This window comes from Catellatospora sp. NPDC049133, assembly GCF_040648455.1.
GTDB classification, from domain to species: Bacteria; Actinomycetota; Actinomycetes; order Mycobacteriales; family Micromonosporaceae; genus Catellatospora; species Catellatospora aurea.
Genome location: NZ_JBEZDT010000003.1, coordinates 217,865 through 242,108, shown reverse-complemented (window position 1 = coordinate 242,108; position 24,244 = coordinate 217,865). Strand labels below are relative to the sequence as shown.

24 protein-coding genes are annotated in these 24,244 nt (G+C 71.6%); 11 read left to right on the top strand and 13 right to left on the bottom strand.

Annotation, left to right across the window (positions count from 1 at the left end; genetic code table 11):
- Nucleotides 1–470: 470 nt before the first annotated feature.
- The 5 genes from AB0B35_RS04815 to AB0B35_RS04795 all read right to left on the bottom strand — a co-directional run bounded on the left by AB0B35_RS04815 (nt 471) and on the right by AB0B35_RS04795 (nt 6,119).
- Complete coding sequence (locus tag AB0B35_RS04815; RefSeq protein ID WP_361040678.1) at nt 471–2,018, bottom strand: trypsin-like peptidase domain-containing protein; 1,548 nt, start codon at nt 2,016–2,018, stop codon at nt 471–473.
- A 107-nt stretch (nt 2,019–2,125) separates the two neighbouring features.
- Nucleotides 2,126–3,670 (bottom strand): HAMP domain-containing sensor histidine kinase, encoded by a 1,545-nt coding sequence (locus tag AB0B35_RS04810; RefSeq protein ID WP_361040868.1) that lies wholly within the window; start codon nt 3,668–3,670, stop codon nt 2,126–2,128.
- 56 nt (nt 3,671–3,726) lie between these two features.
- Nucleotides 3,727–4,422 (bottom strand): response regulator transcription factor, encoded by a 696-nt coding sequence (locus AB0B35_RS04805; RefSeq protein ID WP_360521140.1) that lies wholly within the window; start codon nt 4,420–4,422, stop codon nt 3,727–3,729.
- A 102-nt stretch (nt 4,423–4,524) separates the two neighbouring features.
- On the bottom strand, nt 4,525–5,340 hold the full coding sequence (locus AB0B35_RS04800) for a lysophospholipid acyltransferase family protein (RefSeq protein ID WP_361040675.1): 816 nt from the start codon (nt 5,338–5,340) through the stop codon (nt 4,525–4,527).
- 35 nt (nt 5,341–5,375) lie between these two features.
- A complete protein-coding gene (locus AB0B35_RS04795; protein ID WP_361040673.1) occupies nt 5,376–6,119 on the bottom strand; it encodes a GNAT family N-acyltransferase in 744 nt (247 codons plus the stop codon).
- Nucleotides 6,120–6,198: 79 nt separating this feature from the next.
- Here AB0B35_RS04795 and AB0B35_RS04790 point away from each other — a divergent pair, with 79 nt between their 5' ends.
- From AB0B35_RS04790 to AB0B35_RS04770, 5 genes are all read left to right on the top strand, one after another.
- Nucleotides 6,199–6,876, top strand: a complete 678-nt coding sequence (locus AB0B35_RS04790; protein WP_361040670.1) for a hypothetical protein — start codon at nt 6,199–6,201, stop codon at nt 6,874–6,876.
- A gap of 221 nt (nt 6,877–7,097) precedes the next feature.
- Nucleotides 7,098–10,805 carry a multifunctional oxoglutarate decarboxylase/oxoglutarate dehydrogenase thiamine pyrophosphate-binding subunit/dihydrolipoyllysine-residue succinyltransferase subunit gene (locus tag AB0B35_RS04785; protein WP_361040668.1) on the top strand — a complete coding sequence of 1,236 codons (3,708 nt, stop codon included), beginning with the start codon at nt 7,098–7,100 and terminating at the stop codon, nt 10,803–10,805.
- A gap of 69 nt (nt 10,806–10,874) precedes the next feature.
- Nucleotides 10,875–11,051: a DUF6104 family protein gene (locus tag AB0B35_RS04780; RefSeq protein ID WP_170213164.1), complete on the top strand. Its 177-nt coding sequence runs from the start codon at nt 10,875–10,877 to the stop codon at nt 11,049–11,051.
- 52 nt (nt 11,052–11,103) lie between these two features.
- On the top strand, nt 11,104–13,182 hold the full coding sequence (gene pta, locus AB0B35_RS04775) for a phosphate acetyltransferase (RefSeq protein ID WP_361040666.1): 2,079 nt from the start codon (nt 11,104–11,106) through the stop codon (nt 13,180–13,182).
- Nucleotides 13,179–14,273, top strand: coding sequence for an acetate kinase (locus AB0B35_RS04770; protein WP_361040663.1), 1,095 nt, complete (start codon nt 13,179–13,181; stop codon nt 14,271–14,273). Before pta ends, AB0B35_RS04770 begins: the two co-directional genes overlap by 4 nt.
- A 58-nt stretch (nt 14,274–14,331) precedes the next feature.
- Here AB0B35_RS04770 and AB0B35_RS04765 read toward each other — a convergent pair whose 3' ends face one another.
- Nucleotides 14,332–14,784 (bottom strand): LysM domain-containing protein, encoded by a 453-nt coding sequence (locus tag AB0B35_RS04765; protein ID WP_361040661.1) that lies wholly within the window; start codon nt 14,782–14,784, stop codon nt 14,332–14,334.
- 139 nt (nt 14,785–14,923) lie between these two features.
- Here AB0B35_RS04765 and AB0B35_RS04760 point away from each other — a divergent pair, with 139 nt between their 5' ends.
- Together AB0B35_RS04760 and AB0B35_RS04755 are read left to right on the top strand one after the other, a co-directional pair.
- Nucleotides 14,924–15,469 (top strand): GNAT family protein, encoded by a 546-nt coding sequence (locus AB0B35_RS04760; RefSeq protein WP_361040659.1) that lies wholly within the window; start codon nt 14,924–14,926, stop codon nt 15,467–15,469.
- Between the two features lie 89 nt (nt 15,470–15,558).
- Nucleotides 15,559–15,768 (top strand): hypothetical protein, encoded by a 210-nt coding sequence (locus AB0B35_RS04755; RefSeq protein WP_361040656.1) that lies wholly within the window; start codon nt 15,559–15,561, stop codon nt 15,766–15,768.
- A gap of 6 nt (nt 15,769–15,774) precedes the next feature.
- On the opposite strand, the gene AB0B35_RS04750 is transcribed toward AB0B35_RS04755, so the two are convergent.
- From AB0B35_RS04750 to AB0B35_RS04740, 3 genes are all read right to left on the bottom strand, one after another.
- Nucleotides 15,775–16,746 (bottom strand): zinc-binding dehydrogenase, encoded by a 972-nt coding sequence (locus tag AB0B35_RS04750; RefSeq protein ID WP_361040654.1) that lies wholly within the window; start codon nt 16,744–16,746, stop codon nt 15,775–15,777.
- Between the two features lie 366 nt (nt 16,747–17,112).
- On the bottom strand, nt 17,113–18,237 hold the full coding sequence (locus tag AB0B35_RS04745; RefSeq protein ID WP_361040865.1) for an NADP-dependent malic enzyme: 1,125 nt from the start codon (nt 18,235–18,237) through the stop codon (nt 17,113–17,115).
- A gap of 223 nt (nt 18,238–18,460) precedes the next feature.
- On the bottom strand, nt 18,461–18,838 hold the full coding sequence (locus AB0B35_RS04740; protein ID WP_361040651.1) for a S26 family signal peptidase: 378 nt from the start codon (nt 18,836–18,838) through the stop codon (nt 18,461–18,463).
- 37 nt (nt 18,839–18,875) lie between these two features.
- On the opposite strand from AB0B35_RS04740, the gene sodN reads away from it, so the two are divergent.
- Together sodN and AB0B35_RS04730 are read left to right on the top strand one after the other, a co-directional pair.
- Nucleotides 18,876–19,286, top strand: a complete 411-nt coding sequence (gene sodN, locus AB0B35_RS04735; RefSeq protein ID WP_360521181.1) for a superoxide dismutase, Ni — start codon at nt 18,876–18,878, stop codon at nt 19,284–19,286.
- 128 nt (nt 19,287–19,414) lie between these two features.
- Entirely contained in the window at nt 19,415–19,816 is a 402-nt protein-coding gene (locus tag AB0B35_RS04730; RefSeq protein WP_360521747.1) for an anti-sigma regulatory factor, read from the top strand.
- Nucleotides 19,817–20,186: 370 nt separating this feature from the next.
- On the opposite strand, the gene AB0B35_RS04725 is transcribed toward AB0B35_RS04730, so the two are convergent.
- Nucleotides 20,187–20,591: a hypothetical protein gene (locus AB0B35_RS04725; protein ID WP_361040649.1), complete on the bottom strand. Its 405-nt coding sequence runs from the start codon at nt 20,589–20,591 to the stop codon at nt 20,187–20,189.
- A 91-nt stretch (nt 20,592–20,682) separates the two neighbouring features.
- Between AB0B35_RS04725 and AB0B35_RS04720 the strand changes: the two genes are divergently transcribed.
- Nucleotides 20,683–21,624 (top strand): diacylglycerol kinase family protein, encoded by a 942-nt coding sequence (locus AB0B35_RS04720; RefSeq protein ID WP_361040647.1) that lies wholly within the window; start codon nt 20,683–20,685, stop codon nt 21,622–21,624.
- A 410-nt stretch (nt 21,625–22,034) separates the two neighbouring features.
- Nucleotides 22,035–22,289, top strand: coding sequence for a WhiB family transcriptional regulator (locus AB0B35_RS04715; RefSeq protein ID WP_120318209.1), 255 nt, complete (start codon nt 22,035–22,037; stop codon nt 22,287–22,289).
- 260 nt (nt 22,290–22,549) lie between these two features.
- Here AB0B35_RS04715 and AB0B35_RS04710 read toward each other — a convergent pair whose 3' ends face one another.
- From AB0B35_RS04710 to AB0B35_RS04700, 3 genes are read right to left on the bottom strand one after another with little or no spacing between them, the layout of a single operon-like run.
- A complete protein-coding gene (locus AB0B35_RS04710; RefSeq protein ID WP_361040643.1) occupies nt 22,550–23,287 on the bottom strand; it encodes a CbiX/SirB N-terminal domain-containing protein in 738 nt (245 codons plus the stop codon).
- Entirely contained in the window at nt 23,277–23,987 is a 711-nt protein-coding gene (locus AB0B35_RS04705) for a phosphoadenylyl-sulfate reductase (protein WP_360521193.1), read from the bottom strand. Before AB0B35_RS04705 ends, AB0B35_RS04710 begins: the two co-directional genes overlap by 11 nt.
- On the bottom strand, nt 23,984–24,178 hold the full coding sequence (locus tag AB0B35_RS04700) for a hypothetical protein (RefSeq protein WP_239168077.1): 195 nt from the start codon (nt 24,176–24,178) through the stop codon (nt 23,984–23,986). Before AB0B35_RS04700 ends, AB0B35_RS04705 begins: the two co-directional genes overlap by 4 nt.
- Nucleotides 24,179–24,244 lie beyond the last annotated feature (66 nt).

Here is a 24,244-nt window from a genome sequence, read left to right as displayed (position 1 = left end):
TGACTACCGCCGCCACATCAAAGTAGATAACCGTCGGTTCGCCGCTATAGGGGCGTCCAGCGTCCACAAAAACAGATCTTGAACTAGGTGAATGATCCAGATCCCCAGCCGGGAGCCGGTTTGCCGGACGATCCGACTCCCGGCCCGGACCGAACTCAGCAAGGAACTGACACCACTCTGGGCACGGGCCGATGATCCGCACGGCCGAGCAGATCGTCTGCTTGTGGTGCATCACCCGCGGCGGTGCCGCCCACACCGACAGGACGGATGGCGCGCCCCCATGATCGCCCGACTTGCTCGGCAACCGGGCGAATGCGTGCTCAAGATACGCACAGGTGCCCGGCAAGTCGGGCGATCATGGCGCGCGACAGGCCGGGCACAAAGGTGGCGGCGGGCGGTGGTGACCAACCCCGATGGTCACCCCCGCCCGCCGCCGGGTGGGGAGGAGGCACAGATCCTGTGCGCTGCTATTAGGACGCTTCGCCGAGCGTGACAGTTGCCGTCTTGGCCTCGCCGTTTCGGGTGAACTCGACGGTCACCTGCTGCCCGACGGTGCCCGATTGGACGGCAGACACCAGGTCATCGCTGTCGTTGATGATTTTCCCGTTGAACTTGCTGATGATGTCGCCCTTCTGCAGCCCCGCCTTGTTGGCCGGGCTGTTCTCGGTCACCGCGCTGACGGCGGCGCCGCCGGTGTCCGATGCGGTCACCGAGACGCCCAGGTACGGGTGGCTGACCGGCTTGCCGTTCATGATCTGCTCGGCGATGCCCTTGGCCTTGTTGCTCGGGATGGCGAAGCCGACGCCGATGTTGCCGTCGCTGCTGCCGTTCGTGGCGATGGCGGTGTTGACGCCGATCACCTCGCCCTTGGTGTTGACCAGCGCGCCGCCGGAGTTGCCCGGGTTGATCGGGGCGTCGGTCTGCAGCAGGCCGGACAGCGAGGTGGAGCGGCCCTCGCCGACCGAGATGGTGCGGTCGCGGGCGCTGATGATGCCGGCCGTCACCGAGCCGCGCAGGCCCAGGGGGCTGCCGATGGCCAGCGCCGTGTCGCCGACGGCGACCTGGTCGCTGTTGCCGAACGGAGCGGGAGTGAGGCCGGTCGCCTCGGCCTTGACCACGCCGAGGTCGGTCCGCGGGTCGGTGCCCACGATCTTGGCGGGCACCTTCTTGCCGCTGGACAGGGTGACCGTGACGTCACGCCCCTCGGCGCCGGCGACCACATGGTTGTTGGTGAGGATGTAGCCGTTCTCGGTCAGGATGATGCCCGAGCCCTCGCCGGTTCCGGTACTGATGTTCACCACGCTGGGCTGGATCGCCTTGGCCACACCGGACAGCGAGGAGCGGTCCACCACGGGTGCGGCGGCCGTGCTGCCGGACGACACCGTGATCTTGCCGTCCTGGGCGTAGTTGGTCGCGATGACCGCGCCGGCCACGCCGGAGCCCAGCGCGAGCAGCACCGCGGCCACCGAGCCGAGGGCCACCTTGGCGATGGTGCCGCCGACGCTCTTGCCGGGCGTGCCGGGCGGGGTCCACGCGGGCTGGCCCGCGGTCGGGTAGGAACCTGTCGGGTATCCCGCGGCGGGGTATCCCGAACCGGGGTAACCGGACGTCGGCGAGCCGGGGTAACCGGACGTCGGGTAGGTCGCCGGAGTGCCCGGGTAGGCCGAACCGGGCTGCGCGGAGGCCGGGGCGGACTGCGGGTATCCCTGCTGCTGGTAACCGGCCTGCGCAGCACCCGGGTAGGCAGCCGCGGGCGGTTGCGGACCGGCCGGGGCCTGCGGTCCGGCCGGAGCCGCTGCCGCGGCGGGCTGCGGCCACGTCGCCGGCGCGGGCTCGACCGGCAGGCCGGGCGTCTGAGCCGCCGTCTGGGGCGGGTTGACGACCGTGTCGTCGGGTGCCGCGTGAGCAGGAGTGGCCGGCACGGAACCGGCCGTCGCCTCCGGACGCGGGGATACGGCGGCAGGCTCGACCGGTCCGGCCGGCTCCGCTGCGGTCTGGGGCTTGTCGTACTCGCTCATGTCCTCAGTCTTCCGTGCGACGCTGCGTCTGTTCTGGGTTGGATCTGGAAAATGTCTGTGAGTCGGGCCCGGTCACGGGTCGAACACGGGGTCGAAGGCGCGTTTCATCAGGCATCCACCTGCTCCGACGGGCTGTCGAACTGATCATCTGCATCGTCGGTGATCTCAACGAGCGGCACCCGCACCCGGAACACGGCACCCTTGCCGGGATCGCTGTCCACCTCGATCGTGCCGTGGTGCGCCTCCACCAGCGCGGCCACGATGGCCAGGCCCAGTCCGGTGCTGACGTGGCCGTTGGCCCGGCGGGTCCGCGCGGCGTCCGCACGGAAGAACCGCTCGAACACCCGGTCCCGCTGGGCCGGGTCGAGGCCGGGGCCTTCGTCGGCCACCTCCAGCACAGCCTGCTCCGACTCGGAGCGCAGCCGCAACTCGACGCGGGTGCCCGGGGGCGTGTGTGCCAGGGCGTTGCTCATGAGGTTGCCGATGACCTGCCGCAGCGCGGCGTCGTCCCCGGCGACCACCAGGTGGCCCGCGTCAGGAGCGACGACCAGCTCGACCTGTCGCGTCGGGTCCATCACCCGCGCCGCCTGCACCGCGTCCACCGCCAGCACGCGCAGTTCGACCGGGCCGGGCTGCAACCGGCGTTCCTGGTCCATCCGGGCCAGCAGCAGCAGGTCGTCGACGAGCAGCCCCATCCGGCGGGACTCGTCCTCGATCCGCTTCACGAGCGCGGCGGTCTCCTCCGGCTCGCGGGCCGCGCCCTGCCGGTACAGCTCGGCGAAGCCGCGGATGGTGGTCAGCGGCGTACGCAGCTCGTGCGAGGCGTCGGCGACGAACCGCCGCATCTTCTCCTCCGAGCGGCGCGCCCGCCCCTCCGAGACCTGTGCCGCCTCGGCGGCGTCGCGGGCCGCGGACTCGGCCGCGCGGGCCGACGTCTCGGAGGCGGCGCGGGCCGTGAACGCGGTCTCGATCTGCGCCAGCATCGCGTTGAGCGCGCGGGCCAGCGAGCCGACCTCGGTACGGGGCGTCCCACAGCCCTCCTCCGGATCGGGCACGCGCTGGGTCAGGTCGCCGCCGGCGATCGCCCGTGCCGTCTTCTCGATCGCGGCGAGCGGCCGCAGGCTGCGCCGGACCAGCTCGGTGCCGATCATCGCGGCCAGGATGAGCACGGCCGCGCCGCCGTAGATGTTGATCCACAGCAGGCGGTTCACCGCGTCGTCGATGGTCGTGGTCCGCTCCGCGACCAGGAACACGTCGGTGCGGTCACTCAGCTTCAGCTCGCCCACGAGGACCCGCCAGTTCGGTGCGCCGTCGCGCGCGTGGACCGTGAGGTACTGGCCGGCCCGGCCGCGCAGCTCGCTGGGCGGCGGCAACCGGGGCAGGTCCTGCTCGGTCACGTTGGGCGGTCCGTGCAGCCACCAGGGTTCCTCGCCCGGCGCGGGCTCGCCGCCCTTCTCGCCGCCGATGATGAAGTCGCTGGGCAGCAGGACGGTGGTGTTGGTGCCGGGCTGGAAGGAAACCTTGGCCACCTGTGCTTTCAGCGCCCTCATGGCGCCGTCGAGGTCGCCGTCGAGGCGGTCGGTGAGGTAGCGGCGCATCGCCATGTGGCTGGCCACGCCGATCAGCACGATCGCCAGGACCAGCAGCAGCATCGTGTACGCCACGAGCTTGACGCGCAGCGGCTGGTCGCGGGTCGGCCGGGCCAGCTTCACGACGTCGGCTTGCGCAGCACGTAACCGACGCCGCGCAGGGTCTGGATGAGGCGGGGCGAAACGTTGTCGACCTTGCGGCGCAGGTACGAGATGTAGGACTCGACGATGTTGTCGTCGCCCCGGAAGTCGTAGTTCCACACGTGGTCGAGGATCTGCGCCTTGGACAGCACCCGGTTGGGGTTGAGCATCAGGTAGCGCAGCAGCTTGAACTCGGTCGGCGAGAGCTGCACCAGGTTGCCCGCCCGGCGCACCTCGTGCGTCTCCTCGTCCAGCTCCAGGTCGGCGAAGGTCAGCCGGGGCGTGCCGGTCTCGCCGTTGGTGCGCCGCAGCACCGCGCGGATGCGGGCGGTCAGCTCCTCCAGGCTGAACGGCTTGGTGACGTAGTCGTCGCCGCCGAGGGTCAGTCCGCGGATCTTGTCGTCGGTGGCGTCGCGCGCGGTCAGGAACACCACCGGCACGCGGCCGCGGTCCTGGCGCAGCTGCTTGATCACCTCGAAGCCGTCCAGGTCCGGCAGCATCACGTCGAGCACGACGAGGTCGGGCCGCACCTTGGCGGCGGCGTCGAGCGCGGTCGCGCCGTCGCCCACCGCCTTGACCTCGAAGCCCGCGAAACGCAGGCTGGCCGACAGCAGCTCCAGGATGTTCGGGTCATCCTCCACCACGAGCAGATTCGCCTCAGGCATGTCCTCCATCCTGCTCCGGGTCACTCGCCCGGCGCTGTGGATACCCTGAACGCTTCCTGTGAGTTCGACGACAGAATCCGGCGAATCACCTGAATTCGGGCCACGCCGCGCTCAGGCCCCGGGCAGGTCGGCGTGCGAGAGGCGGGCGGCCAGCTCGCGCCGGGGCGCGTCGGCCGGGCGGGGCGCGTTCAGCAGCACGGCCGCAGACATGCCCCGCGCGGCGAGCACCCGGCGCAGCGATACCACCAGGGTGTCGTCGCCGACGAAACCCGCCGCCGGATGGGCATAGCGCAGCGTGAACGTCTGCACCGGCGCGCCCGCGTCGATGGCGGCCTGCAGGAACGCCGCCCGCCACGGCACCGGGTGCGGCCCGCAGGTGGTCGTGCCCTCGGGAAACACCTGCACCGCCTGTCCCGCCCGCAGCGCGGCGGTGACCTGCGCCACCGTGTCCGGCAAGGCACGGGGCCTGGCCCGGTCCACGAAGATAGTCCGCTGCCGCCGGGCGATCCGCCCGATCACCGGCCACGTGCCGACCTCGGTCTTGGCCACCATGCGCAGCCCTCCCGCCCGGCGGCTCAGCGCGGTCATCACCACGATGTCCAGCCACGACACGTGGTTGCCGACCAGCAACGCGCCGGGCACGACCGCCGGCCCGGTGACCCGCAGCCGGATGCCCATGGCCCGCAGCAACGCGCGGGCCAGCAGATCGGGCCGCCACGGCAGCAGCACCCCGAGCAGCAGCACGAGCCCGCCCGCCACGGCCCGCAACGCCCGCAACGCCCGGCCGACCTGCGGTCCGCCATCACATCCGCACTGCCGGCCGCAGTCGGCGTACGGCCGCCACAGCTGGTCGAACGGTATGCGCGGCGGCGCGGCCGGCCGGACCTGCGCGGGCGGCAGGGCCGCCGCCCGAGGCGCGGTTCTCATCGCTCGCACGGTGTCCACCCCTTGTCGCGAGCCGCTCACGCGGCCAGGAAGTGCTTGAGGTAGCGGGGGTCGATCCGGTCCACGCCGAGCAGCACGTAGAAGTCGGCCACGCCGAAGGACGCGTCGTACGCGGGCGCGCCGGCGACCCAGGCGCCCAGCCGCAGGTAACCGCGCAGCAGCGGGGGCGCGGCGGCGATGGTGGCGGGCCGCTCGACGGGCAACGCCTGCCACGGGGTGCGCGGGAGCACGCGCAGCTGCGGCGGGGACAGGTGCTTGCGAGACACCAGGTCCCACACCTGCGACGCCTGCGCACCCCCGTCGGCCAGCGGCACCGAGGCGCAGCCGCTGAGCCAGCGGTGCCCCATCCGGTCGAGGTACTTGGCGATGCCCGCCCACATCAGGTTGATCACGGCGCCGGTGCGGTGGTCGGGGTGCACGCAGCTGCGTCCCGCCTCGACCAGCTGGTCGCGCAGCACGGTGAGCGCGCTCAGATCGAACTCGCTGTCGCCGTAGCGGCGGCCCAGCCAGATGGCCCGCTGCGGGGGCAGCAGCCGGTACGTGCCGACGATCTCCCCGGTGCGGTCCTCCCGCACCACCAGGTGATCGCAGTACGCGTCGTACTCGTCGACGTCCAGGCCCCCCGTGTCGGGAAGCTGGGCGCCCATCTCCTCGGCGAAAACGCGGTAGCGCAGCCGCTGTGCCGCCTCGACCGTGGCCGCGTCCCCGGCGATCAGCGCGGAGTAGCCGGTGGGGGCGGCGGTCAACAACATCGTCGTCATGTGCCCTGTGTAGAAGCCCTGCTTGACACCTGGGCCCGTGCTGGATGACCGGCACATGAAGAGTGAGAGGCTTGGAGGCATGACCTCCCTGGTGATCGACGACCGGCACAACGGCCCGCCCGGCTCCGGCAACGGCGGCTGGACGAGTGGCCTGGTCGCGGGGGCTGTCGGCGCGGTCGACGGACTGATCGAGATCACCTTGCGCAAGCCGCCCCCGCTGGACACCGGGCTGGAGGTCACGACGACGGCCGACGGCTGGGCGCTGGTCGGCCCGGACGGCGCGCTGATCGCCTCGGCGGTCCGCCGCGCCGACGACATCCCGGCCGTGCCGCCGGTGAGCCGGACCGAGGCGCTGGCCGCGTCGGGCCGTTACGCGGGGCACACCGACCACCCGTTCCCGACCTGTTTCGTGTGCGGGCCGCAGCGCCCCGACGGGCTGCGCATCTTCCCCGGGCGGCTGCCCGACGGGCGCACGGCGGCCACTTTCGTCGTGCCGCCGGACGTCTCGCCGACGGTCGTATGGGCGGCGCTGGACTGTCCCGGCGGCTGGGCTGTCATCGACCGCGATCAGGCGTTCGTGCTGGGCCGGTACGCCGTGGCGGTGGACGGGCTGCCCGAGTCCGACGACGAGTGCGTGGTCGTCGGGCAGCCGGTGCGCCGGGAGGGCCGCAAGGCGCTGGTCCGCTCGTCGCTCTACGCCCCCGACGGGGCCCTGCTGGCACGCGCCGAGGCGACCTGGATCGCGGTGGCCGCCTGAGGCGGTCCCGTCACCGCGGGTGAGGCCGGCGGACGGCCCGGCAGTGCCATGGGTCACCCTCGGAGCTGCGGTTTCGCCCCGGGCGTACTGTCGCGGACACGACGGCGTGTGTCATGCGACACGGAGCCGTGCCGCGAGTGCCGCCCCAGAGCGCACCGCGTAGCCTGGGAGCCGGTTTTCTGAGTACTCGTTAAAGACGTGCGGAAGAGGCGAAAGAACCCGTGTCGACCCAGCACACCTCGGGCGCCGGCCCGACTGGACGCTCAGTTCAGGACAACCCACTGGCGAGCTTCGGTCCGAACGAGTGGATCGTGGAGGAGATGTACCAGCGGTACCTCGCCGACCCGACCAGCGTCGATCCGGCGTGGCACGACTTCTTCGCCGACTACAAGCCGGCGGACAACGCGCCCGCCGCGGCCAAGGCCGCGCCCGCCAAGCCGGCCGCCCCCGCGCAGCCCGCCCCGGCCCCGGCCGCCGCGGCCGCTCCCGCCGCCGCCCCGGCGGCTCCGGCCGCAGCCGCCCCCGCTGCCGCGAAGCCGGCCCCGGCGCAGGCCAAGCCCGCCGAGAAGGCCGCGCCCGCCGGCGCGCAGGTCGTGCCGCTGCGCGGCATCGCCGCCAAGATCGTCGAGAACATGGACGCCTCGCTGGAGGTGCCGACCGCCACGAGCGTGCGCGCCGTGCCGGCGAAGCTGCTGTCCGACAACCGCATCGTGATCAACAACCACCTGACCCGCGGTCGCGGTGGCAAGGTCAGCTTCACCCACCTCATCGGGTACGCGATGGTGCGCGCCATCGGCATGCACCCCGAGATGAACAACCACTTCGCCGTGGTCAACGGCAAGCCGTCGCTGGTCAAGCCGGAGCACGTGAACCTCGGCATCGCCATCGACCTGGCCAAGCCCGACGGCTCACGCAACCTGGTGGTGCCGTCCATCAAGGGCTGCGAGCAGATGGACTTCCGCCAGTTCTGGCAGGCGTACGAGGACGTGGTGCGCCGGGCTCGCAAGAACGAGCTGACCATGGACGACTACAGCGGCACCACGACCTCGCTGACCAATCCCGGCGGCATCGGCACGGTGCACTCGATCCCGCGCCTGATGCAGGGCCAGAGCGCCATCATCGGCGTCGGCGCGATGGAGTACCCGGCGCCGTTCTCGGGCATGAGCGAGTCGCAGCTGGCCGACATGGCCGTCAGCAAGATCATCTCGCTGACCAGCACCTACGACCACCGGGTCATCCAGGGCGCGCAGTCCGGCGAGTTCCTCAAGGTCATGCACGAGCTGCTGCTCGGCGAGCACGGCTTCTACGACGAGATCTTCACCGCGCTGCGCATCCCGTACGAGCCGGTCCGCTGGGTGCGCGACATCGCGCACACCTCCGAGGGCCAGATCGACAAGGCCGCGCGGGTCATCGAGCTGATCCACTCCTACCGGGTCCGGGGCCACCTGATGGCCGACACCGACCCGCTGGAGTTCATGATCCGCAAGCACCCGGACCTGGACGTGCGCCAGCACGACCTGACCCTGTGGGACCTGGACCGCACGTTCCCGGTCGGCGGCTTCGCCGGCAAGGACGTGATGAAGCTGCGCGACATCCTGGGCGTGCTGCGCGACTCCTACTGCCGCCGCGTCGGCGTGGAGTACATGCACATCACCGACCCGGAGGAGCGCCGCTGGATCCAGCAGCGGGTGGAGCGCAAATACACCAAGCCCACCCCGGAGGAGCAGCAGCACGTCCTGGGCCGGCTCAACGCGGCCGAGGCGTTCGAGACCTTCCTGCAGACCAAGTACGTCGGCCAGAAGCGGTTCTCGCTGGAGGGCGGCGAGTCGCTGATCCCGCTGCTCGACGAGATCCTGCAGGCCTCCGCCGAGGGCGGCCTGGACGAGGTCGTCATCGGCATGGCCCACCGCGGCCGGCTCAACGTGCTCGCCAACATCGTCGGCAAGCCGTACGAGAAGATCTTCGGCGAGTTCGAGGGCCACCTCGACCCGAAGACCGCGCAGGGCTCCGGCGACGTGAAGTACCACCTGGGCATGACCGGCAAGTTCACCTCGCCGGACGGGCAGTTCTCGACCACGGTGTCGCTGGCCGCCAACCCGTCGCACCTGGAGGCCGTGGACCCGGTGCTGGAGGGCATCGTCCGGGCCAAGCAGGACCGCCTCGACCTGGGCCTGCACGGCTACACCGTGCTGCCGCTGCTGGTGCACGGCGACGCCGCGTTCGCCGGACAGGGCGTGGTCGCCGAGACGCTCAACCTGTCCCAGCTGCGCGGCTACCGCACCGGCGGCTCCGTGCACGTGGTCGTCAACAACCAGGTCGGCTTCACCACCGCCCCGGAGTACAGCCGCTCGTCGCTGTACAGCACCGACGTCGCGCGCATGATCCAGGCGCCGATCTTCCACGTCAACGGCGACGACCCGGAGTCGGTCGTCCGGGTGGCGCGGCTGGCGTTCGAGTACCGCCAGGCGTTCAACAAGGACGTCGTGATCGACCTGGTCTGCTACCGCCGCCGGGGTCACAACGAGGGCGACGACCCGTCGATGACCAACCCGCTGATGTACCAGATCATCGACGCCAAGCGTTCGGTGCGCAAGCTCTACACCGAGGAGCTCATCGGCCGCGGCGACATCACCGTCGAGCAGGCCGAGGAGGCGCTGCGCGACTACCAGACGCAGCTGGAGACGGTGTTCAAGGCCACCCGCGACGCGGTCGCCGGAGTGTCGAGCCGGCTCACCCGGGCCCGCGAGGTGCTGCCGGAGCCGGCCGTCGCCACCGCGATCCCGACCGACCTGGTCCGCCGCATCGGCGAGGCGCACACCGCGCTGCCCGAGGGCTTCACCCCGCACAAGCGCATCCAGCAGCTGCTGGACAAGCGGGCGAAGATGGCCGTCGAGGGCGACATCGACTGGGGCTTCGGCGAGATCATCGCGTTCGCCTCGCTGCTGGCCCAGGGCGTGACCGTGCGCCTGTCCGGCCAGGACTCGCGCCGCGGCACCTTCGTGCAGCGGCACGCCGCGATCGTGGACGCGCAGACCGGCGGCGACTTCCTGCCCGCCACCGCGGTGGCCGCCGACGACGCCCGCTTCCACGTGCAGGACTCGCTGCTCAGCGAGTACGCCGCCCTCGGCTTCGAGTACGGCTACTCGGTCGAGGACCCGTCGGCGCTGGTGCTGTGGGAGGCGCAGTTCGGTGACTTCGTCAACGGCGCCCAGTCGGTGATCGACGAGTTCATCAGCTCGGGCGAGGTCAAGTGGGGCCAGCAGTCCAGCCTCGCGATCCTGCTGCCGCACGGCCACGAGGGCCAGGGCCCCGACCACACCTCGGGCCGCCCGGAGCGCTGGCTGCAGCTGGCCGCCGAGGACAACATGCGCATCGCCATCCCGTCGACCCCGGCCAGCCACTTCCACCTGCTGCGCCGCCAGGCGCTGTCGAGCAAGCGCAAGCCGCTGGTCGTGTTCACGCCGAAGTCGCTGCTGCGCCACCGCCTCGCGGTGTCGTCGGTCGCCGACTTCACCGAGGGCACCTTCCAGCCCGTGCTGGGCGAGACCGCGCAGCTCGACGCCGCACAGGTCAAGCGGGTGCTGCTGTGCTCGGGCAAGGTCTACTACGACCTGGTCCAGGCCCGGCAGGAGCGCGGCGTCACCGACACCGCGATCATCCGCCTGGAGCAGCTCTACCCGCTGCCCGTGGAGGAGCTGAAGGCGGAGCTGGCCAAGTACGCCGGCGCCGAGGACTTCTGCTGGGTGCAGGAGGAGCCGGCCAACCAGGGCGCCTGGTCGTTCGTCGCCCTGAACCTGCTGGAGCACCTGGACGGGGTGCGCATGCGCCGCATCTCCCGCCCGGCCGCCGCGGCCCCGGCCGTGGGCTCCACCAAGCTGCACGACGTCGAGCAGGCCGCGCTGCTGGAGGCGGCGCTGCCCCGCTCCTGAACCAACGATGACCGCCGTCCCCGGCCCGCAGGCGCGGGGCGGGGACGGCGGCTTTCCTTAAGGACTGCCATGTACTTCACCGACCGCGGCATCGAGGAGCTGGTCGAGCGCCGGGGCGACGAGCAGGTCACCCTGGAGTGGCTGGCCGAGCGCCTGCGCGACTTCATCGACCTGAACCCCGAGTTCGAGACCCCCGTCGAGCGTTTCGCGACCTGGCTCGCCCGCCTCGACGAGGACGACGAGTAGATCACCCGATAGGCCGGGTGACACACGACGAGCCACAGCCACGCCGTACGGTATGACTGTGGCTCGTGGCGTATATGTGACCGGCGTCGAGGCGGGCGGCGGCAAGTCCGCCGTGGCTCTGGGCCTCGCGGAACTGCTCAGCAGACGGGTGCGCAGGCTGGGCGTGTTCCGCCCGCTCACCCGCGACGACGGCGAGACCGATCCGGTGGTGGCGCTGCTGCGCAGCCGCTACGGCACGGTCGGCGCGGCCGGGCCGAGTTACCAGCACGCGTCGGAGCTGCTGGGCGCGCACCGGGTCGACGACCTGGTCGGCGAGATCCTGGAGCACTACCACGCCCTGGAGCGCTCCTGCGACGCCGTGATCATCGTGGGCACCGACTTCGGCCGCACCCTGGGCGAGGGCCACGACGAGCCCGCCCTACCCGAAGAGCTGCAGCTCAACCTGCGCATCGCGGGTGAGTTGGGGGCCTCGGTGCTGCCGGTGGTCAACGGGCACCGCCGGGACTCCGGGGACATCGCCGACGCCGTGCGCGCCGCGTACTACGCCTGCGACGAGCTGCCGGTGCTGGCCGTGATCGCCAACCGGGTGGCCCTGGGCGCGGACTCGCGGCTGCCGCTGCTGCCGGTGCCGGTGTACGCGATCCCGCAGTTGCCCGCGATCGCCGCGCCGACGGTCGCCGAGGTGGCCGCCGCGCTGCACGCCAACCCGGTGCACGGCGCGACGCCGGGCGCGATGGCCCGCGACGTGGTCAGCGCCGTGGTCGGCGCGGCTTCGGTGCCGACCTTCCTGGAGCACCTGCGGGACAACTGCCTGGTCGTGACGCCGGGCGACCGGGCCGACCTGATCGTGGCCACGTTCGCCGCGCACCTGGGCGGCCAGGCGGCGGTGTCGGGGCTGCTGCTGACGCTGGGCGTGGAGCCCGATCCGCGGGTGGTGGCACTGGTCAGCCGGTTCAGGGTGGAACTGCCGATCTTCACGGTGCCCTCGGACAGCTACGACACCGTGGCCGCGCTGACCGGGCTGGAGGGCCGACTGCGCGGTGACAACCAGCGCAAGGTGGACGCGGCCCTGGGCCTGTTCGAGTCGCACGTGGACTCGATCGAGCTGGCGGGGCGGCTGGACCTGAGCCGGCCGGACCGGGTCACCCCGCTGATGTTCGAGTACGAGCTGATCGAGCGCGCCCGCGCGGACCGCCGCCACGTGGTGCTGCCGGAAGGGGTCGAGGAGCGCATCCTGCGCGCCGCCGAGGCGCTCAACCGCCGGGGTGTGTGCGATCTGACCCTGCTCGGCCCGGTGGACGAGATCGAGCAGAAGGCACGGGAACTCGGCCTGGACCTGGGCGACGCCCGACTGGTCAACCCGGCCGACGCCCGCTGGCGCGCGGAGTTCGCCGGCGAGTACGCGCGGATGCGTGCGCACAAGGGCATGACCCGCGACATCGCGTACGACCTGATGACCAACGTGAACTACTTCGGCACCATGATGGTGCACACCGGACGGGCCGACGCGATGGTGTCCGGCGCGGTGCACCCGACCGCGGACACCATCCGGCCCGCCTTCGAGATCATCAAGACGCAGCCCGGGGTGGGCGTGGCGTCCAGCGTGTTCTTCATGTGCCTGGCCGACCACGTGCTCGTCTACGGCGACTGCGCGATCAACCCGGATCCGACGCCGGAGCAGCTCGCCGACATCGCGCTGTCGTCGGCGGAGACGGCGGCCCGGTTCGGGGTGGAGCCGCGGGTGGCCATGCTGTCGTACTCGACAGGCGGCTCGGGGCAGGGCGCCGAGGTGGACAAGGTCGCGCTGGCCACCAAGCTGGTCCGCGAGCGCCGCCCGGACCTGCCGGTGGAGGGCCCGATCCAGTACGACGCCGCGGTCGACCCGAGCGTCGCCGCGACCAAGCTGCCCGGCAGCGAGGTGGCCGGCCGGGCCACGGTGCTGATCTTCCCGGACCTGAACACCGGCAACAACACGTACAAGGCGGTGCAGCGCTCGGCGGGCGCGGTCGCGGTGGGCCCGGTGATGCAGGGCCTGCGCAAGCCGGTCAACGACCTGTCCCGCGGCGCGACCGTGCGCGACATCATCTCGACCGTCGCCATCACGGCCATCCAGTCTCAGGCGGTGTCATGAAGATCCTGGTGCTCAACTGCGGCTCGGCCTCGGTGAAGTGGGGACTGTACGCCGACGGCAAGTCCGTCGACGGCGGGCTGATCGAGCGGGTCACCGACTGCGCCCAGGCGGTGCGCGAGGTGCTCTTCACCGCCGACGTGTCCGACGTGGACGCGGTCGGGCACCGCGTGGTGCACGGCGGCCTGCGTTTCACCGCCCCGACGCTGATCGACGATGCGGTGTTGGAGTCGGTCACCCGGCTGATCCCGCTGGCGCCGCTGCACAACCCGGTGAACCTGGAGGGCATCAAGATCGCCCGCGAGATGCTGCCGGGGGTGCCGCAGGTCGCCGTCTTCGACACCGCCTTTCACCGGACCATCCCGCCGGCGCAGGCGATGTACGCCATCGACGTCGAGGTGGCTCAGGAGAACGGGATCGCCCGCTACGGCTTCCACGGCACGTCCCACGAGTACGTCTCGCACCGCACCGCCGAGCTGCTCGGCCGGGACCCGGCCGAGACCAACATCATCACGCTGCACCTGGGCAACGGCGCGAGCGCGTGCGCGGTGCGCGCCGGGCGCAGCAGCGCCACCAGCATGGGCCTGACCCCGCTGGAGGGCCTGGTGATGGGCAGCCGCAGCGGCAACGTGGATCCCGCGGTGGTGTTCCACCTGCACCGGGTGGCCGGCATGTCCTTCGACGCCATCGACGACCTGCTGAACCAGCGCAGCGGCCTCAGGGGTCTGTGCGGCGACAACGACATGCGCGAGGTGCTGCGCCGGCGCGACGAGGGCGACGAGGCGGCCGCGCTGGCCTTCGACGTGTACTGCGAGCGCATCAAGATGTACGTCGGCGCGTACTACGCGCTGCTGGGCCGGGTCGACGCGATCACCTTCACGGCGGGTGTGGGCGAGAACGCCGCCCCGGTGCGGGAGGCTTCCCTGTCCGGGCTGGACGCGCTGGGCATCGTGGTGGACCCGGCCCGCAACACCGCGGCCGAGCGGGGCGAGCGAATCATCTCGCCCGACGGCGCGAGCCCGGTCGTCTGTGTCGTGCCGACCGACGAGGAGCTGGAGATCGCCAACCAGACCGCGGAACTGCTGGCCCGCTGAGCAGCGGACACGACAGCGGCGGCGGACCGGTCGGCCCGCCGCCGCGTGACACGAGTCGTCACTCGGGGATCTTCAGGACCACCCCGACGTTGATCAGGTTCGGGTTCGCGATGTTGTTCGCCTTCGCGATCTTCATGTACTGCCGGCCGTCGCCGTAGTACTGGGCGGCGATGTCCCACAGTGTGTCGCCGGACTTCACCTTGTACGTGCGCTCGGCCGCGGCCGGAGCCTTGGGCGTAGGGGCGGCGGCGGGGGCGGCGGGCTTGGCGGGCGGCGGAGCGGGTTTGGGCGCGGCGGCCGACGGCTCGGTGACCGAGGGCGCGGCCGGAGGCGGTGCGGCCTGCGGAGGAGCGGCCTGCGCCTGCGCCTGGGCGTGCGCCTGGGCTTCCTGCGCCTTCTTCGCCTCCTCCTCTTCCTTCTTCTTCTTGCCCCACTTGAACGGGTTCATGAAGCCGGCGGCCTCATGTTCCAGGTCCTCCAGGCGGCCTTCCTTGTCCTGCGGCTCGCTCATCTGTCCCCCCGTGTCTGTGATCGATCACGATCCGACGCCAGACTAGCGCCGTTTGAAACCGTTTCGGACTGGTTCGCCGGAACCTCGGATGGGGCACAATGGCCACCGTCGTGATCATCGCAAGTGAGAGAGGACCGGCATGCTCACATTCCCCCTCGGCGACGGCGCGGAACTCCGGCCGCTGGAGCCGTGGAAGGCCGAGGAGTTCCTGGCCCACATGGACCGCGCGCGGGCCGACGTCGACCCGTGGATCCCGTTCGCGAGCCGCTCCACCGATCTGGACTCGGCCCGCGCCACCCTGCAGCGCTACGCCGACCTGCAGGCCGCGGGCACCGGCCGGATCGTCGGCATCTGGCTTGACGGCACGCTGGTCGGCGGCACGATGCTGTTCGGTGTCGACGCCGAGGCGGGCAACGGCGAGATCGGGGTATGGCTGGAGCCCGCCGCCCAGGGCCGGGGGCTCATCACGCGGGCGTGCCGGGCGATGCTCGACTGGGCGTTCCGCGAGCGCGGCCTGAGCCGGGTGCAGTGGGTGACCCGGCCGGACAACGTACGCAGTCTGGCCGTCGCGGCCCGGTTGGGCATGACCCGGGAGGGCGTGCTGCGCGAGTCCTTCCCGTACCGCGGCAAGCGCTACGACAGCGAGTTCTGGTCGATGCTGGCGCACGAGTGGCCGCCCGCCTGAGCAGCGGGACTTGCGCATCCTGATCGGACAGACCATCATCGACAATGTCGATGAACGACACGGTCGACAGTCGAGTCCGGGGAGGGTGCGTGCACGAGCCGACCACGCGTACGGGTTCCATCGGTGCGAGCGGCCGGGCGGCGTACCCCCGGGTCTCGCCGTGCCGGCACTGCTCACGTCCGGTGCTGCGCGACAACGACAGCCGCTGGATCCACGCCGACCTGAGTTACGTCTGCCGTGACCTATGGGGCGGCCTGACCGAGACCACCGCGGAGCCGGCGGCGGCTCCGCGGGTGTGACCCGGCTCAGCCCTGGTGGTCGAGCACGATCTTGCCAAAGCCCGCGCCCGCGGCCAGCCGCTCGAAGGCCCCGCGGGCGTCGGCGAAGTCGAAGACGGTGTCCACCACCGGCGCGATCTTCCGGGCCGCCATCAGCTCCAGCAGCGCCGCCAGCTCGTCGCGGGTGCCCATGGTCGAGCCGACGACCTCCTGCTGCAGGAAGAAGATCCGGCGCAGGTCCACCGTGGCCAGGTGCCCGGACGTCGAGCCGGACACCACGATCCGGCCGCCCGGCTTCGTGCTCTTCACAGAGTGGTCGAAGGTGGCCTCGCCGACGGTCTCGATCACCACGTCCACCCGCTCGGGCAGCCGCTCGCCGGGGGCCAGCACGGTCGCGCCCAGCCCGGCGGCGTTCTCCCGCTTGGCGGCGTCGCGGCTGGTGGCGTACACCCGCGCGCCCAGCGCCCCGGCCAGCACGATCGCGGCCGTGGCCACACCGCCGCCCGCGCCCTGCACCAGCACGCTGCCGCCCTCGCGCAGCCGCCCGCGGGTGGTGAGCATGCGGTACGCCGTCAGCCACGCCGTCGGCAGGCACGCCGCGTCCGTCCAGGTCATGCCCTCGGGCTTGGGGACCAGGTTGCGCCGCGGCACGGTCACCAGGTCCGCCAGCGTGCCCTGGTGGCGCTCGGACAGCAGCGAGCGCTTCGGGTCGAGCGTCTCGTCGCCGTCCCCTGCCACCGGGTCACCGACGACCGCGTGCACGACGACCTGGTTCCCGTCCTCGTCGACGCCCGCCGCGTCGCAGCCCAGGATCATCGGCAGCTGCTCGGCGGACAGGCCGACGCCGCGCAGCGACCACAGGTCGTGATGATTCAGCGCACTGGCCATCACGCGTACGGTGGTCCAGCCCTCCGCGACCTGCGGCTCGGGCCGCTCGCCCACCACGAGGCCCGCCAGCGGGTTGTCCGGATTGATCGAGTCGGCATAGACGGCACGCATGACCCGACGCTAACAGCCACCCCAACCCCGGCCCCGACCGCCCTGAAGGTCCGTTCAGGAGCTGTTGCCCGCGCAGTTTCGGAGAAACGGCAGCCATTCGCGACGCGATTGGCGCAGTTTCCCCGAAACTGCAGCCGGGCCGCCGGCCGACCCGGGCACGGCGGCACCCGGGTGGGGTGAGGCGGGGGTCGTGACGGCGGCCGGGCCCACGGCCGGGTCCGGGCACGGTGTGCCCGGGGGGGTGACGGGGTTCGGGAGAGGGGCCTGAGGCGGCCTCTGTCGCGTCGCGGTCGCCGGGACGGGAGTCGGGCCCCGGGGTGGCCGCGGTGGCGGCTTCAGCGGGGCCCGACGGCCCCGCGGGGCCGGTCAGGCGCGTACCACGCCCTCGCGGCGCGCGGCGTCGGCCACGGCGGCCGCTACGGCGGGGGCCACCCGCGGGTCGAGCGCGCTGGGCACGACGGCCTCAGCGGAGAGCTCGGCGGCGACCACGTCGGCGATGGCGGTCGCGGCGGCGAGCTTCATGCCCTCGGTGATCCGGGTCGCGCGGGCCTCGAGCGCGCCGCGGAAGATGCCCGGGAAGGCCAGCACGTTGTTGATCTGGTTCGGGAAGTCGCTGCGCCCGGTGGCCACGACGGCGGCGTACCGGCCGGCCACGTCCGGGTGCACCTCGGGCGTCGGGTTGGCCAGCGCGAAGATCATCGCGCCGGGGGCCATGCCGGCCACCGCCCGCTCGGGAATCTGCCCACCGGAGACGCCGATCAGCACGTCCGCGCCGTCCAGCGCAGCCTCGATGCCACCGGTGACCCCGGCCGCGTTGGTGCGCTCGGCCAGGTCGGCCTTGGCCGAGCCGGGCACCAGGTCGGCCCGCCCGGCGTGGATCGCGCCGCGCGAGTCGCACACGATCACCGCGGATGCCTCGACCCCGCCCGCGATCAGCATCTTGGTGACCGCGACCCCGGCCGCGCCCGCCCCGGAGACCACCACGCGCAGGTCGCACAGCTTGCGGTCGAGCAGCGTCGCCGCGTTGCGCAGCGCCGCGAACACGACCACCGCGGTGCCGTGCTGGTCGTCGTGGAACACCGGGATGTCCAGCGCCTCGACCAGCCGCCGCTCGATCTCGAAGCATCGTGGCGCGGCGATGTCCTCCAGGTTGATCCCGCCGAAGCTGGGCGCGAGCGCCTTGACGATCGACACGATCTCGTCGGGGTCCTGGGTGTCGAGGCACACCGGCACCGCGTCCACCCCGCCGAACTGCTTGAACAGGACGGCCTTGCCCTCCATCACGGGCATCGCCGCACGTGGGCCGATGTTGCCCAGGCCGAGCACGGCCGAACCGTCGGTCACCACCGCGACGGTGTGCCCGACCCAGGTGTAGTCGTCCATCAGGGCCGGGTTCTCCGCGATCGCCTCGCACACCAGCGCGACGCCGGGTGTGTAGGCGAGGGAGAGGTCTTCTCGGGTGCTCAGGGGCACCGTACTGGCGACGGCCATCTTGCCGCCGCGATGCCGCTCGAATGCTGGATGATCCACTTTGGACTCCCACGATGACAACGCACAGAGCCGGGTCGGTTCAACGACGGGTCAGCGTTGACACGGCGCGGCGAGGTCACGGGGTTCTCCCGAGGTCAGGAGTCTAGACCCGGGCCCGCACTTGATCAATGAGCGGGGCCGCCGGCCGTGGAGGATTTCACACCTGCTGGGGACGGTGTCCGGTTCACAGCTCGTCGCCCGTGCCGGCCGGGTGGCCCGCGCGCATCCGCGCCGGGTGCGGCCAGTACCGGCACAGCACCCGGCCGAGCACGTCGGCGACGCCGTACGCCCGCGAGTCGTCGGCGACCAGGCCGTTGTCGCCGAGCAGCCACCAGCCGCCGTCCTGGGCGCGCTCGACGCGCTTGACGACCAGCAGGTCGGGCCGGGACCGGAAGCGCGCGACCACCACGTCGCCGGGCCGCACCGGCCGGCCGCCGCGGCGTACGAGCAGCATGTCCCCGTGCCGCAGGGTCGGCGCCATGGACGGTCCGTGAACCAGTACGGGAAACAGCGGCCAGCGCAACTGAGCCTCCCCGGCGGAGTAGGGTCGCAAGGGGATCATTGTCCCGTTCAGACCACGTACCTCATGGAGGATCCCGATGCAGTTCTTGAAAGGACGCAGCCTGAAGCCGCGCACGGTGGTCAGTGCTCACTGCGACCTGCCGTGTGGCGTCTACGACCCGGCCCAGGCCCGGATCGAGGCCGAGTCGATCAAGGCCATCTGCGAGAAGTACCAGGCCAACACGGACCCGGAGTTCCGCACCCGGGCTCTGATCATCAAGGAGCAGCGGTCCGAGCTGGTCAAGCACCACCTGTGGGTGCTGTGGACCGACTACTTCAAGGCCCCGCACTTCGAGAAGTACCCGAACCTGAACCAGCTGTTCAACGAGGCCACCAAGCTGTCCGGCGCCGCCGGCACCAAGGGTCAGGCCGACCCGGCCGTGGCCGAGCAACTGCTGGGCAAGATCGAGGAGATCTCCAAGATCTTCTGGGAGACCAAGCAGGCCTGAGCCTGGACGTCAGCGCCGACGTATGCCGGGTGGCCCGCACGGCCACCCGGCATCACCGGACGACGAGTGCGCACAACCGCCCGGCTATGAGCTAGGCTCCGCGCGGGGGGTTGGGCCAGGTGAGTCAGATTCTGCAACCGGCGGCGACGGCGCTTACCGACAACGTCGTCGCTGTCACCGTGCCTGCCGACGGCGGCTGGCTGGGCGTGCTGCGCACCGCGACCGCGGGCCTCGCCGCCCGGCTGCGCTTCGCGGGCGACAAGATCGAGGATCTCCGCATCGCCGTCGACGAGGCGTGCGCGATGCTGCTGGTCATCGCCCCGCCCGGCGGGCAGCTGCACTGCCGTTTCGAGATCGGCGACAGCGAGCTGACGGTGGCGATCTCCGCGCCGGTCAACGGCAAGCGCAAGCTCCCGGAGCAGTCCGCCTTCGCCTGGAAGGTCCTCAGCGGCCTGACCTCGCGCGTCGACGCCGAGCAGGCCGACGGCCGCGCCACCATCCGCCTGGTCACCGAACTCCCCACCTCCTGACCGGCACGCGGGCACGGCCAAGATCGCCGTTTCAGGACAGAAGACGGCGCCTGACCGCAGAAAGTGACCCGAAACGACGATCTCCACGTCGCGGGCAGGCATTGATGCGCCGAGCCACCCGCCCGTAGGTGCGCAGGGTGTCACGCGGGCGGCGAACTCACCATGACCGTCGGACTTGCCGGGCACACGTGCGTATCTTGACCGCGAATATCCCCGGTTGCCAGGCAAGTCGGATGACCTTGAGCCACGTCGAGCCGTCCCCCGGGCGCGGGGTCGCACGGCGGGCGCGGGGTCGCACGGCGGGCGCGGGGTCGCACGGCGGGCGGCAGTCAGCCCGCGTCGACAGCGGGACGCCGGGCGGGCGGATCGGTCAGCGGGGGTTCCAGCCGAGCCAGCGGGTGGTGGCCGGGGCCAGGATGAGGGCCATCGCGGCGAGAGCGCCGAGCAGGACGGTCCAGCCGAGCTGCGGCATACCGCCGTTGATCATGAAATAGGCGGGTGCGCAGAGCATCAGCTCCAGCGCGAGCGACGGCCCCCGGGCACCCGGGCGGCGGCGGCTCAGCGCGCGGGCGAGCCCGCCCAGGCTGCCGGCGATGGCCAGCGCGAACAGCGTCACCCCGACCGCCAGCCGGATGTCGGCGGCCTCGGCGGTCAGGTCGGCGTAGATCAGCACCGCGCCCAGCACGGTGACCGCGACCGCCTGCAGCGCCATCAGCGCCACCGCGCCGTACAGGGTGGCGGGCGGGCGGGCGGTGGTCGTCTCTGCGGCGGACATGAATGACACCCTAGCGAACCCGCGGTGGCGGCCGTCTCGCCGCGTGCGGGCGGCGTAACGCGAGGTCACCACACCCGGTACATTGCCGGTCATGCGAGGTCTGCTCGTCGTCAACCCCAAGGCGACCACCACGTCCGCCCGTACCCGGGACGTGCTGGCCGGCGCGCTGCGCAGCGAGATGGAGCTGACCCTCGGCTTCACCCGCCGCCGCGGCCACGGTTTCGATCTCGCCCGCGACGCGGCCGCGGGGGGTGTCGACGTGGTTGTCGCGCTCGGCGGCGACGGCACCGTCAACGAGGTCGTCAACGGCCTGATGGCAGCGCAGAAGGGGGCGGCGACGCCGGCGCTGGCGGTGGTGCCCGGCGGGTCGACCAACGTCTTCGTGCGCGCCCTGGGCCTGCCCCGGTATGCCGTCGACGCCACCTCGGTGATCCTCAAGGCGCTGCGCCGCGGCACCAGCCGACAGGTCAGCCTGGGGCTGGCCGACGACCGCTACTTCACCTTCTGCGCGGGCCTCGGCCTCGATGCCGCGGTGGTGCGCCGCGTCGAGCAGGCGCGGCGCAAGGGCCGCCGCTCGACCCCGGGCCTCTACCTGCGCTCGACGCTGGGGCAGTACTTCGTCGAGGGCCGCCGGGATCCGGGCATCACCCTGGAGGAGCCGGGCGCCGAAGCAGTGAGCGGCCTGGCGAACCTGATCATCCAGAACACCGCGCCGTGGACCTATCTCGGGGACCGGGAGATCCACGCCAGCCCTCGCGCGTCGTTCGACAGCGGGCTCGATGTGCTTGCGCTGCAAGCCCTCCACCTGCCGAGCACCCTCCATACGGTCACGCAGATGCTGGCCCACCAGCCGGACGACCCCGACGAACGGGGTGACATGACCGGAAAGAAGATCACAGTGCGCCACGATCTGGCGGAGTTCGTCGTCCGTTGCGCCACCCCGCAGGCGTTCCAACTAGACGGGGACTACCTAGGTGAACGCGAAAAGGTGAAATTCACCGCTGTGCCCGGGGCACTGCGCGTAATCTGCTAAGAGTCGCTGTCGAAAGGCAGCGCGGCGGAGATTTGTGTCAATGGGCACACGTGACACACGCTGGAAATACTGGCGGCCTATTACGCCCCGTACTACATTGATCACTGACTGTCGGATGTCGGGGGTCAGGGTAACGCCCGGTGATCCGGACAAAACGGTCGTGAGCTTGCTCACCCGTCTGTCCTAATTTCCGGCACCCCCCTTGACATCGTGGGAGTTCGTGAAAGCATTCACAAGCGTACCGAGCGCTGAACCTGTTGCTCCTACACGCGCTGCTGATTTCGGTAGCGGTCCGTAACCAACTGGATCCGCATCCAAATCGCTTCACGCGCGTTCGCATACAGAGAAGCCCGAACGTACCAAACGAAGCGTTAGCAATTTCCACTGCCATCACAAGGAGTGTTTCCGCCATGGACTGGCGCCACCATTCGGTCTGCCGCGACGAAGACCCGGAGCTGTTCTTCCCGATCGGGACGTCCGGCCCCGCATTGCTTCAGGTCGAGCAGGCCAAGAAGGTGTGCGGGCGGTGCCCCGTCTCCACCGAGTGCCTCAAGTGGGCGCTGGAGACCGGGCAGGACGCTGGTGTCTGGGGTGGGATGAGCGAGGAGGAGCGGCGCGCCGTCAAGCGCCGCGGCGGCCTTCGGGTCCGCGCACACTCGCTCTGAGCACCGCACACCGCAACGCCTCACCGAAAACGTAGAAAGCCCCGAGCGCCGCTGCTCCGGGGCTTTTACGTTGTCCGGAACCCGACGGCCACCGGCGCCCCGCCGGCCATGATCGCTCGACTTGCCAGGCACCTGTGCGAATGCGGGTTCAAGATACGCACACCTGCCGGGCAAGTCGGATGATCTTGATGCGGCGGGCGAGGGCTTCCATAGGGCTGTGAGCAGGCGCTTACGCCTGGTGAACGGGCGCGCGAACCGGCTCAGACGGTCAGTAGGGCGCGTTGCGGCGTGACCGCGTCCACGCGTTGCAGGACGAGCCGAACGAGCTCTCTCGACGCTCCCAAGGGGGCTGCCGCCCCGAACGCGCCCGCGGCGCGGGCGTCGGCGAGCACGGCCTCGTGGAGGCGGCCCGGCGCGAGAAAGTACGACGCCACCGCCACCCGGCGCGCCCCGCGGGCCCGCAGCGCCGCAACGGCCTCGCCACCGGTGGGCGCGGCCGCGCTCGCGTACGCCGCGACACACGGCACGCCCAGCCGCAGGGCGAGCGCCCCGGCGACCTCGTCGACCATGGCCCGGCCCGACGCCACGCTGGTGCCGGCCGCGGCGAGCACCACCGCGTCGTACCCGGTCACCGACTCGTGCAGCCGCCGGACCAGGCCGGCCAGCAGCGGCTCGGACACCTCGCCCAGGGTGTCGGAGATCGTGCAGTCGAACCCGGCGACCTGGGCGGGCAGGTCCACCCGGCCGTGGTAGGCCCGGGTGAGCAGCAGCGGGACCACCACGGGCGCGGGCTCCCCCGCCGCCCGCAGCGCCCCCAGCACGTCAGCCGGGCGCGGGTCGGCCAGCTCCAGGAACGCCACCCGCACGTCGAGCCCTGGGCGCGCGGCGGCGACGCCACGGGCCAGCGCCCGGGTCGCCGCCTGCGCCCGCGGGTCGCGGGAGCCGTGCGCGACCAGCACCACGGGCGCCGCGGTGCGGGCCTCCGGATCAGGCCGCATGCAGACCGCACTCGGTCTTGTCGAACATGGCCCAGCGGCCGGCGCGGGCATCCTCGCCGGGCTGGATGCGCCGGGTGCAGGGCCAGCAGCCGACCGAGCCGTACCCGGAGTTCAGCAGCTGGTTGACCGGGATGTCGTAGCGGGCGATGTACTGGTCGACCTCGGCCTGGGTCCAGGTGGCCAGCGGGTTGACCTTCACCTTGCCGCGGGCCTGCTCGAAGTGCACCACCGGCGTGTTGGCGCGGGTCGGCGACTCGTCGCGGCGCAGGCCGGCCGCCCACGCGTCGTAGCCGGCCAGCGCGTCCTCCAGCGGCTTCACCTTGCGCAGGTAGCAGCACGAGTCGGGGTCGCGGGAGTAGAGCCGCGGGCCGAAGCGCTCGTCCTGCTCCTCGACGGTGAGTTCGGGCCGCACCGTCACCACGGTCACCGGGATGGTGCGGGTGACCTGGTCGCGCACCCGCAGCGTCTCCGGGAAGTGCAGGCCGGTGTCGAGGAAGACGACCTCCACACCGGGCACCACCCGCGAGGCCACGTGCGCCAGCACCGCGTCGGCCATGGAGCTGGTGACGCAGAAGCGGGGCCCGAACGTCTCGGCGGCCCAGCCGATGATCTCCTCGGCCGGCGCGCCCTCCAGCTCGGTTCCGGCACGGGCGGCCAGATCCATCAGCTCGGCGGTGGAACGTCGCACGTCCACGGTCATGGCGTCACCCTCCCCAGCAGTCCGATCATCTTCAGCGCGAAAACCCTGCGGCATGCTCGGCACTCCCACTGCCCGTGTGTGCTGGCGGGCTCTGCGTCCTCGGTCTCGGGACCCGCGTGCGGCCGGAGGAAGGCCTCCTCACCGCAGAACGGGCAGTAATACGGCACCGCGCGTTGCGCACCCTCACTCATGACGCCGCCTCCGGCGTCGCCACGAGTCCGACGGGCCTCATGATTCGCTCGCTGCGCTCACTCATG